12 protein-coding genes are annotated in these 13,199 nt (G+C 67.8%); 7 read left to right on the top strand and 5 right to left on the bottom strand.

The features are described 5' to 3' along the window. Window positions 1-184: 184 nt before the first annotated feature. Together DQG15_RS12040 and mutL are read left to right on the top strand one after the other, a co-directional pair. Window positions 185-925, top strand: a complete 741-nt coding sequence (locus tag DQG15_RS12040) for an SDR family oxidoreductase (RefSeq protein WP_116085530.1) — start codon at window positions 185-187, stop codon at window positions 923-925. A 49-nt stretch (window positions 926-974) separates the two neighbouring features. Then, window positions 975-2,846 (top strand): DNA mismatch repair endonuclease MutL, encoded by a 1,872-nt coding sequence (gene mutL, locus DQG15_RS12045; RefSeq protein WP_116085532.1) that lies wholly within the window; start codon window positions 975-977, stop codon window positions 2,844-2,846. Here mutL and DQG15_RS12050 read toward each other — a convergent pair. The 3 genes from DQG15_RS12050 to DQG15_RS12060 form a co-directional block, all read right to left on the bottom strand. Beyond that, window positions 2,795-3,655, bottom strand: a complete 861-nt coding sequence (locus DQG15_RS12050; protein WP_116085534.1) for a C40 family peptidase — start codon at window positions 3,653-3,655, stop codon at window positions 2,795-2,797. The genes mutL and DQG15_RS12050 overlap by 52 nt on opposite strands. Further along, the gene (locus DQG15_RS12055) at window positions 3,652-5,034 is read right to left on the bottom strand and encodes a M17 family metallopeptidase (protein WP_116085535.1); all 1,383 of its coding nucleotides are present in this window, start codon (window positions 5,032-5,034) and stop codon (window positions 3,652-3,654) included. Before DQG15_RS12055 ends, DQG15_RS12050 begins: the two co-directional genes overlap by 4 nt. Window positions 5,035-5,104: 70 nt before the next feature. Continuing rightward, window positions 5,105-5,485 carry a hypothetical protein gene (locus tag DQG15_RS12060; RefSeq protein ID WP_116085537.1) on the bottom strand — a complete coding sequence of 127 codons (381 nt, stop codon included), beginning with the start codon at window positions 5,483-5,485 and terminating at the stop codon, window positions 5,105-5,107. Between the two features lie 136 nt (window positions 5,486-5,621). Between DQG15_RS12060 and DQG15_RS12065 the strand changes: the two genes are divergently transcribed. Next, a complete protein-coding gene (locus DQG15_RS12065) occupies window positions 5,622-6,287 on the top strand; it encodes a carbonic anhydrase (RefSeq protein ID WP_232830819.1) in 666 nt (221 codons plus the stop codon). Between the two features lie 192 nt (window positions 6,288-6,479). Continuing rightward, window positions 6,480-7,247: an SDR family NAD(P)-dependent oxidoreductase gene (locus tag DQG15_RS12070; RefSeq protein WP_116085539.1), complete on the top strand. Its 768-nt coding sequence runs from the start codon at window positions 6,480-6,482 to the stop codon at window positions 7,245-7,247. Window positions 7,248-7,341: 94 nt separating this feature from the next. On the opposite strand, the gene DQG15_RS12075 is transcribed toward DQG15_RS12070, so the two are convergent. Beyond that, window positions 7,342-9,006, bottom strand: a complete 1,665-nt coding sequence (locus tag DQG15_RS12075; RefSeq protein WP_157968977.1) for a DUF4139 domain-containing protein — start codon at window positions 9,004-9,006, stop codon at window positions 7,342-7,344. A 291-nt stretch (window positions 9,007-9,297) separates the two neighbouring features. After that, window positions 9,298-10,320, bottom strand: coding sequence for an aspartate-semialdehyde dehydrogenase (locus tag DQG15_RS12080; RefSeq protein ID WP_116085542.1), 1,023 nt, complete (start codon window positions 10,318-10,320; stop codon window positions 9,298-9,300). 184 nt (window positions 10,321-10,504) lie between these two features. Here DQG15_RS12080 and DQG15_RS12085 point away from each other — a divergent pair, with 184 nt between their 5' ends. From DQG15_RS12085 to DQG15_RS12095, 3 genes are all read left to right on the top strand, one after another. Beyond that, entirely contained in the window at window positions 10,505-10,882 is a 378-nt protein-coding gene (locus tag DQG15_RS12085) for a PAAR domain-containing protein (protein WP_116085543.1), read from the top strand. Between the two features lie 52 nt (window positions 10,883-10,934). After that, window positions 10,935-12,044, top strand: coding sequence for a class I SAM-dependent RNA methyltransferase (locus tag DQG15_RS12090; RefSeq protein WP_116085545.1), 1,110 nt, complete (start codon window positions 10,935-10,937; stop codon window positions 12,042-12,044). Window positions 12,045-12,312: 268 nt separating this feature from the next. Then, window positions 12,313-12,942 (top strand): hypothetical protein, encoded by a 630-nt coding sequence (locus DQG15_RS12095; RefSeq protein WP_116085547.1) that lies wholly within the window; start codon window positions 12,313-12,315, stop codon window positions 12,940-12,942. Window positions 12,943-13,199: the final 257 nt, after the last annotated feature.

The following is a 13,199-nucleotide window of genomic DNA, read 5'->3' on the forward strand; positions in this document are numbered from 1 at the left end:
GCGAGGGCCACGCGGGCTGACCTGGGACGCGGAAGAATACGCAATTTGACGCCGTGATACCTGGCTCGGCAATCGCGGATCGCGGCGGTCCGATCGTTGACGCATCCGTCCGGAGACCCACTTATTCGCCCTGAGTGAACCGGCCTTCGCAAGAAGGCGTCGCAGGACGGAAGAGGGTAGGATCGTGCGCGAGTGGAGCGGGAAGACATATTGGCTGATCGGGGCGAGTGAAGGCCTCGGTCGGGCTCTGGCAGGACAGCTCAGCAAGGTCGGCGTAAGCCTCGTTCTGTCGGCGCGGAATCAGGATCGGCTCCAGAGTCTCGCGGACGAGCTTCCGGGGCGCGCCCGGATCGCCCCGTGCGATGTGACCGATACAGACTCGGTGGAGGCAGCCGCGGCGGAGGCTGGCGAGATCGACGGCATGATCTATACCGCCGGCGCCTACTGGCCGATGTCCGCGCGGGATTGGGATACCGAAAAGGCATTGACGACGCTCGACGTCAACCTCGCCGGGGCGTCTCGCGCGCTGGGGGCTGTCCTGCCGAAGATGATCGCGCGGGATCGAGGGCACATCGTCCTCACAGGCTCGCTCGCGGCCTATCGCGGATTTCCGGCCGCGACGGCGTATGGGGCGAGCAAGGCGGGAATCATGCATCTTGCCGAGGCGCTCCATGCCGACCTCCGCGGCAGCGGCGTCGAGGTGCAACTGGCCAATCCGGGATTCGTGAAAACGCGCATGTCCAAGAAGAACGACTTCCACATGCCGGGCCTGATGGAGCCCCAGGATGCGGCGCGTCGGATGTTCGAGCACATGGGATCGGACAACTTCAAGAGCGGGTTCCCGGGCGGCGTCTCCGCCATGATCCGCTTCGGACAATTGCTGCCGGACTGGGCGTGGTATCCGCTGACGCGCAGCGAGAAGTAACGCGGGATCCGGGTTCACGGCCGCTTTGGGTCATGCTAGCCATAGTGCCATGCCCGATGGTGACCCCAAGATAGATACCAACACCGGCCCCGTGATCCGGCAACTCGACGATACGGTGATTAGCCGGATCGCGGCGGGTGAGGTGGTCGAACGGCCCGCATCGGCGGTCAAGGAACTGGTCGAGAACGCCATCGATGCCGGGGCGACCCGGATCGATGTCGAGGTGGCCGATGGCGGCAAGAGCCTGATCCGCGTGAGCGACGATGGCTGCGGAATTCCGTCCGAGGACCTGCCGCTCGCGCTCGCCCGTCACGCCACTTCCAAGATCGACGGCTCGGATCTTCTCGCCATTCGCTCGTTCGGCTTTCGGGGCGAGGCGCTGGCGGCGCTGGGGGCGGTGGGGCGCCTGACGCTGACGAGCCGGGTGATGGGGCGCGACGCCGGAGCGTCCATCGCGAGCGCCGGCGGAACGCTCGGTGCGGTCAGGCCCGCGGCCCGGGGGTGTGGCACGACGGTCGAGTTGCGCGATCTGTTCTACGCCACGCCAGCGCGTCTGAAGTTCCTCCGGACGGACCGTGCGGAGATGCAGGCGGTGAGCGACATCGTGCGCCGCCTTGCCATGGCTGAGCCCGGCATAGCGTTTACCTTGTCGCAAGTCACCGATGGCGAGGCGCGGGTCAGCTTCCGCGCCGATGCCGAAACCGGCGACCTGTGGGGCGCGCTGCGCGGACGTCTGGGCCGGATCATGGGGTCCGACTTCACCGAGAACGCGCTGGCGATCGATGCCGAGCGGGAGGGCCTCCACCTTGGCGGGTTCGCCGCGCTCCCGACGTTTTCACGCGGGGCGGCGACGCATCAATATCTCTTCGTCAATGGCCGCCCGGTTCGGGACAAGTTGCTGACCGGCGCCTTGCGCGCCGCCTATTCCGACGTGCTGAGCCGCGATCGGCATCCGGTCGCCGCGCTTTTCATCTCCTGCGATCCCGAACTGGTGGATGTGAATGTCCATCCGGCGAAGGCGGAGGTTCGGTTCCGTGATCCCGGAACGGCGCGGGGGCTCGTGGTGTCCGGGCTCCGCCATGCGCTTGCGGAAGCCGGTCACCGCTCGTCGTCCCACCTTGGGGGCGCGGCGCTGGGGGCGATGCGGCCGGAGGCCGGCGCGCCACCGGTTTACCAGCGGGACTATACAACGCGGGCGTCCTGGGCGCCGCAGCCCGCGCCTGATCTTCAGCCCGGCTTCGCGGAGATGGGGCCATCGGCGCGGTTTGATCCCGCACCGGCTCCGACGCCGGCAGGCGAAGTAGTGGAACCCGCGGCGCCGATCGAGGACTATCCCCTCGGCGCGGCGCGGGCGCAGCTCCATGAAAACTACATCGTCGCGCAGACCCGGAGCGGCGTGGTGATCGTCGATCAGCATGCGGCGCATGAGCGGCTGGTCTACGAGCGGTTGAAAGGGCAGATGGCGGCGAACGGGATCGCATCGCAGGCCCTGCTTGTCCCGCAGATCGTCGAGCTGCCGAATGGCGGGGCGGACACGCTGCTTGCCGAGAGCGACGCCCTAGCTCAGCTCGGCCTCGTTATCGAGCCGTTCGGCGGCGGGGCGGTGGCTGTTCGCGAGACCCCGGCGCTCTTGGGCCAGGTCGATGCGGCAAAGCTCCTGCCAGACCTTCTGGATGCGCTGGAAGAAGCCGGTGCGGGGGGCGGCGATGCCGGCTTGCTGGGCGCGCGGCTCGACGCCGTGCTCAGCCGGGTGGCCTGCCACGGGTCGGTGCGGTCCGGCCGGCGCATGGGCGCCGAAGAGATGAACGCGCTCCTGCGGGAGATGGAAGCGACGCCGCATTCGGGGCAGTGCAACCACGGCAGACCGACTTACGTCGAACTGAAACTGTCCGATATCGAGCGGTTGTTCGGCCGGGCATGAGCGGTGACGGGGCCGTCGCCCTGCGCTTCAATCCGTGCAATGGCCTCGGCAAGCCCTTCATACGCGACCGACATACTGTGCGCGTTGGCGTGGATGATCCGGTCAGGCGAAACCGCCATCGCGACATGGCCTTTCCAGAAAAAGAGATCGCCCCGCCGCGGTGCGTCATCGGCAGCCGGGAACGAGATACGCTGCAGGTCGCTGTCCCCGGGGCAGGGTAGGCCGCAAGCGACAAGGGCTGCCTGGACGAGGCCGGAGCAATCGATGCCAAGCGGGCCGTTGCCGCCCCAGAGGTAAGGGGTGCCGAGGAAGCGTTCGGCCACCGCGGCGGGGTCGGATTCGGGCGCGTCCACTTCGCGGAGGTGGGACGCGACGATGTAGCCACCATGGCCTGCGTGGAAACGCCCGTCCTGCGGGGTGCAGGACAGGAGGGCGCCGTGAGGAAGCCAGCCGAGCTCCGGTGATTTGATGTCCGGAGCGCTGTAGAGGTGGGCCGACCGGGCTGCGACGGCGTGGGTGGCCTCCGTGGCGGGGCCGAGCGCGGCTTCGGTCACGTAGCCCACATATCCGTCGAGGCCGGACTGGATGAAGGCGATCCCCTCCTGCCGGTCTAGGACGCGGAGCGGCGTTCCGAAGAGGAGCTGCCTGTCCCGTGATCCTCCGGGCGCGCAGAGAAGGTCCGCCACCGGCACCGCGAGGGAGGCGGGGTCGCCCCGAACGAAGCGATCGGCATCGACCTCGCCGCGCAGCTCTTCGGCAGCGACGCGTCCGTTGGCCGGGGTCAGTCGCCGGTCGTGGGGCCTGCTCACGACAGGCTGTCTTCGATGGCGCCGAGGATCGCCCGTGCGCCCTGCTGCAATGCACCGACAGGGCGGCCCGGCGCGCCGTTCGCGTTCCAGGCGTAGATGTCGAAATGGGTATAGCTGGACACCGGCGCGGCGAACCGGCGGAGGAAGAGGGCGGCGGTGATCGCACCGGCAAAACCCCCTTTGGGCGCATTGTCGAGATCGGCGATGGCTGGCTCTATCATTGCCTCGTAAGGCTCGTGGAACGGCAGCCGCCAGACAGGGTCTGCCATACGGCGCGCCGCTGAGGAAAGGGCGGCGGCCAAGTCCTCGTCATCGGTGAAGAACGGGGCGATGTCCGGTCCGACGGCGACACGGGCGGCGCCCGTCAGCGTCGCCATGGAGATGACGCGGTCCGGTGTCTCCTCGCCTGCATAGGCGAGGGCGTCGGCCAGGACGAGGCGCCCTTCGGCATCGGTGTTGTTGATCTCGATCGTCTTGCCGTTGCGCGCCGTCAGCACGTCACCGGGGCGGAAGGCGTTGCCGGAGACCGAGTTCTCCGCCGCGGGGACGAGGACGCGCAGGCGAATCCGAAGGCCAAGCGCCATGATCGTCCGGGCAAGGCCGAGGACGTGTGCTGCACCGCCCATATCCTTCTTCATCAGGCCCATCGAGGCGCCCGGCTTGAGGTTCAGCCCGCCGGTGTCGAAGCAGACACCCTTCCCGACGAGGGTGATGGCGGGGCCGTCTTGCCCCCAGCGCATGTCGATCAGGCGCGGCGCGCGCGGGCTGGCTCGGCCGACGGCGTGGATCAGGGGGAAGTTCTTCTCGAGGAGGGTGTCGCCCACGGTCACGTCGATATCGGCGCCGAACTCCGAGGCAAGGGCGCGGGCCGCGTCCTCCAGCTCATCCGGGCCCATGTCCGACGCGGGGGTGTTGATGAGATCGCGGGTGAGGGCTTCGCCGGATGCGATGGCCTCGATCCGGGCCGCGTCCACCCCGGCGGGGGCGACCAGTTTCGCCTTCTGCGCGGCCCCGGATTTGTACCGGTCGAAGCGGTACCCGGCCAGAAGCCAGCTCAGGGCGGCTTCGTTCGCCGCGTCCGGCTCAAGGTCCGTTTCCAGGCGATAGGTGCCTTCCGGCAGGGTGGCGGCGGCGGCGGCAAGAGGGAAGCGGGAGCGCTTGCGCTGCTCTTCACTCCCGTAGCCGGCCGCGGCGATGACCCCGCCATTTCCGTCCGGCGCGAGCATGGCCTGACCAGGTGCGCCCGAAAACCCGAGGCGGCTGCACCAGCCGGACGCGGCCTCCGGCAATCCCTCCATCCAGGGCGCGACGGCCTCCGACGGGACGAGGTGAAGCGCGATGGCGTCCTTGGACTCGGCGGGGGCGAAGGTCAGCGACATGGAAAACTCCTGCGGATATCTGCGGCGAAGCCTAGCTTCCACCACTCTGCCCGCAAGGGGCTGCGCAGGGTCAGACGGCTTGCGGCGCGAGATCGAGAAGCGCGGCCCTCGAGCGTTCCCCGACGCGTTGAAGGCGGGCGAGGGTCGCGCCGAGGGCCGCCTCGTCGCCCCGCCCGGCGCAGACGGCGACATCCCGCGCAACGCGAGCGAGCTTGGACATGCCGATCTGGTCGGCGATGGCGGCCAGTCCGCGGGCGAGGCGCACCAGCTCGGGCGGTCGCGCGCCCGAACGCGCCAACTGGCCGAGCTCCGTCAGGCGAGAGCCCAGGCGGTCCAGGGCGCGTCGGACAACGGTTTCGGCCTCCGCCGGCCCCAGGTTCTCGACGAGATGACCGAGGCGGTCGAGGTCGAGGCGAATGTGATCGTCCGGCATCCGGAGTGCGTGCGTCATGTATCTTGTCCTCTTCAACGTCCCGACCCCCTCGGACCCGTGGATGCACATTGACACGCCGGGTTGAACAAACGGTTGCGGCGGGGCTAGAAAACCGCGCAGCCTTTCAGTGACCCGAAGCCTGAGGAGACGACGCGTGGCCGATAACGACTCCCCGATCCTTGTCCGCCCGCTACCCGGGTTTCTCGCGACGAGGTACCATGGCTGGAAGGCGACCACATACGCCGAGAGCAAGAGCTGGCACCGGCGTCTCGCGGCCGAGGGTCAGCGGCCCCGGATGATGGCGATCGCCTGCTGCGACAGCCGGGTGAACGTCAACGCCGTCTTCAGCGCCGAGACGGGCGATATCTTCCTGCACCGCAACATCGCCAACCTCGTCCCCACCTTCACCCCGGACGGGGACCATCACGGCACCTCGGCGGCGGTCGAGTACGCGGTTCGGTTCCTGAAGGTGTCCCACATCATCGTCATCGGGCATTCCGATTGCGGCGGTGTCGCCGGGTGCCATGCGATGTGTTCCGGCGAGGCGCCCGAGTTCGAGGAGAAGACCAGCTTCATCGGACGGTGGCTCGACATCCTGCGTCCCGGATACGAGGCGTTGCCGCAGGGCGAGGACAAGGCGGCGCAACTGAGGATGCTCGAGCGGGCGGCCGTCACGACATCGCTCCAGAATCTCGGCACCTTCCCGTTCGTGCGGGAGGCGGTCGAAGCGGAGGAGCTTTCCCTGCACGGCCTCTGGTTCGACATCGGCGAGGGAACGCTCGAGCACTACGTGGCGGAAGAGGGCTTCACCCACGTCTGAGCGGTGCGGGGGGGGGGGCGCTGCGAGGTCCGGCCGTCCTTTCTCGTTCCCTGACAAAACCTTGAGCTCAGTGCGCACAGGCGCACGGGGCTGCGCGATTGCGCCGATGGCCGTGGCTGCCCGAGCCCTTACCTCAAGGGGCGTCGATACGGCGGAAGGCTCCGCTGTGCCAAACTCGTCAGGAGTAGAACCATGGATTTCCAGGACAAAGTCGTTCTCATCACCGGGGCCGCCGGCGGGATCGGCCTCGCCGCCGCCCGCAAGTTCGCCGCCGAGGGGGCCAAGCTTGCCCTCGTCGATCTCGACAAGAGCACGCTTCAGGACGCGGCCGGCGATATCGAGGGGGCGCTTCTGCTGTCCGCCAACGTCGCCGACGAAGCCGATGTGAAACGGTATGTCGGCGAGACCGTGAAGGCGTTCGGACGCGTCGACGTCTTCGTCAACAACGCCGGCATCAACGGCGATTTCAAGACGATCGACGAGCAGAGCTTCGAGAACTATCGCAAGGTCCTCGACGTGAACGTCATCGGCGTGGCGATGGGGCTCAAGCACGTCGTCGCTCAGATGAAGGCGCAAGGTGATGGCGGCGCCATCGTGAACACCGCCTCCAACGGCGGCCTGCTCGGCGCGCCCGGGATGAGCGCCTACGTCGCCTCCAAGCACGCCGTGATCGGGATCAACAAGTCCGTCGCGCTCGAAACCGCAGGCGACGGGATCCGCGTCAACGCAGTCTGCCCCTCCGGCGTCGATACGCAGATGATGCGGTCCATCGAGACCAACGCGATGAAGGGCAACGAGGCCGAGGCGCGCAAGGCGTTCGAATCTTCCGTGCCGATGGGGCGCTACGCCGAGTCGGAGGAAATCGCGGATCTGATGCTCTTCCTCGCCAGCGAAAAGGCCTCCTTCATCACCGGCGCCTATTACCGGATCGACGGCGGCGGTGCGGCGACCTCCGCATGAGACCATAACAGATCCGGCGCATGCGTCTCGCTGCGCCGGCCGGGACCGGATCGGGCCGGAGCCATTGCAGCTCCGGCCCGTTTTGCGTCCGCCCTCAGGGCTGCCAGCTCAGCTCCTGCCCCTGCGGCCAGGTCAGCGTCGCGGTGACGGTGATCGTGCGGGTCTCGCCGGGCGCCAGGGTGAGGTTCCAGACGTCGATGCCCCGCTGGTCCTCCCAGTTTTCCTCGTCCGGCTGCGGTTCGATGCGCAGGTCGATGTCGAGATCTTCCTGCTCCGAATAGGGCAGGGCGATCAGGGTCTGCACGTCCTGCGGCGCGCCGGTCAGGTTCTGGACGTCGTATTCCAGCGTCTGGCGCCGGGTGTTGGACCGGGAGACGAGGCCGACATCGCCGGTGTCGTTGCGAATCTGCCGGTATTCCAAGCGGATGCCCTCGAGCGGCCCGAAGGACAGCTCCTCCTCGGCGCCGGCGGCGATCAGCGGCAGTTGGGATCGGCCGGAGAAGGTGCCGTCGACGTAGAGCGCCGCTTCACCCGGAAGGATCGGCTCGTCCCGGTCGTTGGTGAACTGCGCCAGAAGGTAGGCGGTCTGATCGATGCGCGGCACGGCGCGGGCGAAGGGATCGGCCTCGAGCTCCAGAACGTCCAAAGCGAGCTGGACCGGGTCTCCTCCCGACCCCACGGTCACGTCTTCGGGGTAGGCATAGGTGACGGAGAGACCGGAGATCTCCGCCGAAGCCGCCTCGCGGGTGAAGTCCGCACCGGACGCTTTCATCTCCCGCGTCTCCTCCATGGCCGGCGCGGGAGCCATGTCCATCTCGGCGGCACCGGCGACCGTTGCGCGCGGCTCATAGGGCGGATGGATGGAGGCCTGGTTCTGCCACGGCTCGGTCGGGATCACCTGCGCGTAGGGATCGGCGGTGGACAGTGTTAGCTCCACATCCTGCCATGCCTCGCCGGTTCCCTGGCTGACGAGCGCCTTGCGCGCGATATCGAGAGTGCCCGCATCCCGATCGAGCCGGAGATCGTAGACCGGCGTCCACCCGGCATTGCGGCTGAGCGCGGTGAGAGTGAGCGTGGCGGGCCCGGCCTCCTCCGCCGTGACCTCGACGGCCAGCATGTCCACCGCACCGGCGGGCGGGGAGAGCTCGTTGAAGCGGCGCCGGGCCTGGGCAAGCTGCTTCTGAAGCTCCTCGAGCGCCTCTTCCTGTTCGGCGAAGCCGGGCGTGGCGGCGGCGAGATCGCGGGTTGCCTGGGCGAGTTCGCTGCCGAGCGTGCCCGACAGCTGGGCAAGGCTGTCCCCGTCGATCCCGTCCACCTTCTCGGCGCTGAGGGAGCGCAGGAAGGCGATGCGGGCTTCGGCCGAGGCGACGTCGGCTCGCTGCTCGGCCAACTCGCGGACGGCTTCTTCGATACGATCCTCGAGCGTGTCGATCTGGCCCTGCGCCTCGCTCTGTGCCGGGGAAAACACCTCCTCGGGGTCGGTGACGTAGCCTGGCAGGAAGCTCACCGCGCCGACGGTGATGCCGCCGGTTGCCTCGATCCGGGGCGGGTCCTCCCCCACGCGGGCGCCGCCGGCGGGGATGAGGATACGGTGACGGCCCGCGGGCAGGTCGACCTCGGCCGTGCGGGTGACGCTGGCGCCGTAGGGATAGACGATGGCCGATTCGGGAGGGGCGGGAACGCGGAATTCGTCAGCCCCTGCCGCGCCCGCCAGCCCAAGGGGCACGAGCCCCGCAAGAAAGATGTACCGCGTCGTCATATGGTCCTCCTGCGCCGCAGCGCTGCCGTTTTGCTGTCGGGAATCTGCACCTCTCGCCGTCACGTTGCATCCCGAAAAATACCGCCGCGCGATCAAGTTACGGGTAGGGGCGCCGGCTGGCCGGGTTTGCGACGCGGAGGGGCGGGCGCTCGTCCTGCCGCTCCTCCTCACCGGCGAAACCCGCTTTGCCAGACGCAGGACCGCGCCCTGCACAACGTCAAACGCCCCCGCGGTTCTCCGCGGGGGCGCTTCCTGCATTCAGTCTGGTCGGGGGGACGACCGCCCCGATCCTCAGCCCTTTTTCAGGATCCGGTTGCCCAGAAGCTCGGCGATCTGCACCGCATTCAGCGCGGCCCCCTTGCGGAGGTTGTCGCTGACGCACCAGAGGCTGAGGCCGTTCTCGATCGTCGAATCCTGACGGATCCGGCTGACGAAGGTCGCGAACTCGCCGACGCATTCGATCGGCGTGACGTAACCGCCATCCTCGCGCTTATCGACAACCATGATGCCGGGGCTCTCGCGCAGGATGTCCCGCGCCTCGTCCTCGTCCAGGAATTCCTCGAACTCGATGTTGATCGCCTCGCCGTGGCCGACGAAGACCGGCACGCGGACGGCCGTCGCGGTGACCTTGATCGACGTGTCGATGATCTTCTTGGTCTCGGCGACCATCTTCCACTCTTCCTTGGTCGAGCCGTCCTCGAGGAAGACGTCGATATGAGGAATGACGTTGAAGGCGATCTGCTTCGGATAGACCTTGGGCTCGACCTCCTGACCGGGGACGTAGAGGCCCTTGGTCTGGTTCCACAGCTCGTCGATGGCATCCTTGCCCGAGCCGGAGACCGACTGGTAGGTCGAGACGACGACGCGCTTGATCTTCGCCCGGTCGTGGAGCGGCTTCAGCGCCACCACCATCTGCGCGGTGGAGCAATTGGGGTTCGCGATGATGTTCTTCTTGGAGTAGCCCTCGATCGCGTCGGGGTTCACCTCGGGCACGATCAGCGGGACCAGCGGGTCGTAGCGATAGAGCGACGAGTTGTCGATCACGACGCAGCCGGCCTTCGCCGCACGCGGGGCGTAGGTCTTCGTGGCGTCGGAGCCGATGGCGAAGAGGGCGATGTCGTACCCAGTGAAGTCGAACTGTTCGAGGTCCTGGGTCTTGAGAGTCCGGTCGCCATAGCTGACTTCGGTCCCGATCGATTTTCGGGATGCGAGTGCGACGACCTCGTCGGCCGGAAACTGACGCTCGGCCAGAATGTTGAGCATTTCGCGGCCCACGTTGCCCGTGGCGCCCGCGACGACGACCCTGTAACCCATGACGGGCCTCCTTTTCTTGCGGTGCGCGTTCCTTAACAGCGCGGCGCGGAGCCCGAAAGGGGCAGACGGGGCGGGTTTTTCCGAAAGCGCGGCGAATTTCGGCCTGTGAGCGCGCTCCTTTCTTGAGGTCCTGCGGCCGCGCTATAAGGTTCGCCGGTGACAGCACTCGAGAAAGCTCTCTTTCATGCCGCCCGCCGCCCGCATCTCCGACATGCACGCCTGCCCCATGATCGCGCCCGGGCCCACGCCCCATGTCGGCGGTCCGGTCATCGTCGGCTCGCCGAACGTCATCACCCTGAAGATGCCGCAGGCGCGGGTGGGCGATTCCTGCATCTGCGTGATCCCGATGGACAGCATCGCGAAGGGCTCGGCCACGGTGCACGTGAACAAGAGGCCGGCCGCGCGTCTCGGGGACAATACCGTTCACGGCGGCGCCATCGTCACAGGCGCGCCCACCGTCATCATCGGGGATGCGGCAGCGGTCGCGGCAGTGCAGCTCGGCGCCGCGCAGCCCTGTCTTGCCAAGGCGGCGAAATCCGGCGCGGCTTTCGTGAAGGCCTGAGCGCCGCTTTTGCCGTTCTCCCCGGCAGCCGCCCGCCCTATGGTCGCGGCCCATGACTGACACGCTCGATATCTTCCTCGTCGTTGCCCCCGGGCTCGAAACCGTGCTTGCCGAGGAGGCGCGCGCCTCCGGCTTCGACGTCGCCGAGGTGACGCCGGGCGGCGTCTCCCTCCGCGGGGGCTGGCCCGAGGTCTGGCGCGCCAACCTGGAGCTGAGAGGCGCAAGCCGGGTCCTCGTGCGGGTTGCGTCCTTCATGGCCTTTCACCTCGCCCAACTGGACAAGCGCGCACGCAAGATCGCGTGGGGCGAGGTGCTGCGGGCGGATGTCCCGGTCCGGGTCGAGGCGACGTCTTCGAAGGCGTCCAAGATCTACCATGGAGGCGCCGCCGCTCAGCGTATTGCACGTGCGATCAACGAGGAGCTGGGGGCGCCGCTGTCGGACGACGCCGCGGTGGCGCTCAAGGCCCGGATAGACGACAATCGCGTCACGATCAGCGTCGATACCTCCGGGCCGACGCTGCACAAGCGCGGCCACAAGGAAGCCGTCGGCAAGGCGCCGATGCGGGAAACGCTGGCTGCGCTCTTCCTGCGCCGCTGCGGCTTCACCGGGACGGAGCCGCTGGTGGACCCGATGTGCGGCTCGGGCACCTTCATCATAGAGGGGGCCGAAATGGCCGCGGGGCTTCAGCCGGGGCGGAGCCGCAGCTTCGCCTTCGAGCATCTCGCAAGCTTCGATCCCGCGGTGTGGGCCGGTCTGAAGGAGCGCGCTGGCGGCAAAGCGCCCTGCCGCCACCATGGCTTCGACCGCGATCCCGGCGCGATCCGCATGGCGACTGCGAATGCCGAACGTGCGGGCGTGGGGCAGGGGACCAGCTTCACGCCGGGCTCCATCAGCGAGCTGCAACGCCCCGAAGGACCGCCCGGCCTCGTCATCGTCAACCCGCCCTACGGCGGGCGCATCGGCAACAAGCAGGGCCTGCACGCGCTTTACGGCAGCCTTGGCAAGGTTCTCGCCGAACGCTTCTCCGGCTGGCGTGTGGGGATCGTGACGTCCGAAGCGGGCCTCGCCCGTGCGACCGGGCTGCCGCTTCTGAAGGCGGACGGGCCGGTGCCCCATGGCGGGCTCAAGGTCGCCCTTCACCGGACGGACCCGCTTCCCTGACCCGCGCACGCGCGCGCGATCCCTATATGGCACATTATCCTCGACGCATGTCCGAGCGGTCCCCCGCCGACACCGGGCGGCGGACGGATACGTTTGTGTGACAGTGGTTTAAGGCCGCCTCTCCGGGGCATACGTCCTTGCGTGAGCTGCCCCGCATCCCGCGGGGCCGACGCAACTGCAGGCGCGATGCGACTAGGGACGGGCGTGCTGCCCTTCTTGTCTCTCGCGCCGAAGCTCGGGCCGCGACAGGTCCGGCAAAGGAGAGACGATGATGCTGAACACGATGCTTCGCGGCGGTGCCGCCGCCCTCGCCATGAGCTCGCTTCTCGGAGGCGCTGCCCTCGCGCAGGCGGATGCCGAAACCGGGGAGACCGCGACCTCTCCCACCGAAGCGATGGGAATGTCCGACGATCAGCGCGTCGCCACGGTCGGTGAAACGGAGATCACCGGGGGCGACCTCGCCCGCTTCATCGAGGGCCTTCCTGCCGAAATGCAGGAGCAGCCGCCGCAGCTTCTGATGTCCATGGGCGCACAGCAGCTCATCCTGCGTGAGCTGCTTCTGCAGAAAGCCAACGCGGAGAACCTGTCGGACGATTCCGAAGTGCAGTCCCTGACGGAGGGCTCGGGCGCCATGGATAAGGAGAACGCGATGATCCGCGTTTACCTCGACCGGGAGATGGAAGCTCGGGTGACGGACGACGCGGTGCAGACACTCTATGACGAGGCAGCGGCCCAGGCGGGCGAGGGGGAAGAGCTTCCGCCCCTCGCAGACGTCCGCCCACAGATCGAGCAGCAGCTCCAGCGCGAAGCGATCCAGAGCATCCAGGCGGAGCTTGCCGAGGAGACCGAGGTCACAATCTACGGTCCCGACGGCGAACCGATCGAAGACGCCGGCTGACCGGACACTTCGCTAGAGCCGAGGGATCCCCTCCTGACATGGCCCGCCGCGGTTGCCCCCGCGGCGGGCTTTTTCGTGGCTACACCGCCAACCGAACCTTCCCCCGGGTCGCTTCAGAGGGCAGGGCGGCGAGTCGCGCTGATTCCGTGCTGTGGACGCTGGGTAAGGGAGTGTTTCGGGGGTCTTGGGTCTGGGGAGGTTGGTCTCAAGTCATTGATATTGGGTGGTTTCCTGTCTTTTTTTGGAAAAAGCGACGT

Origin of the sequence: Tropicimonas sp. IMCC34011 (genome assembly GCF_003390865.1) — a bacterium.
Lineage (GTDB): Bacteria > Pseudomonadota > Alphaproteobacteria > Rhodobacterales > Rhodobacteraceae > Tropicimonas_B.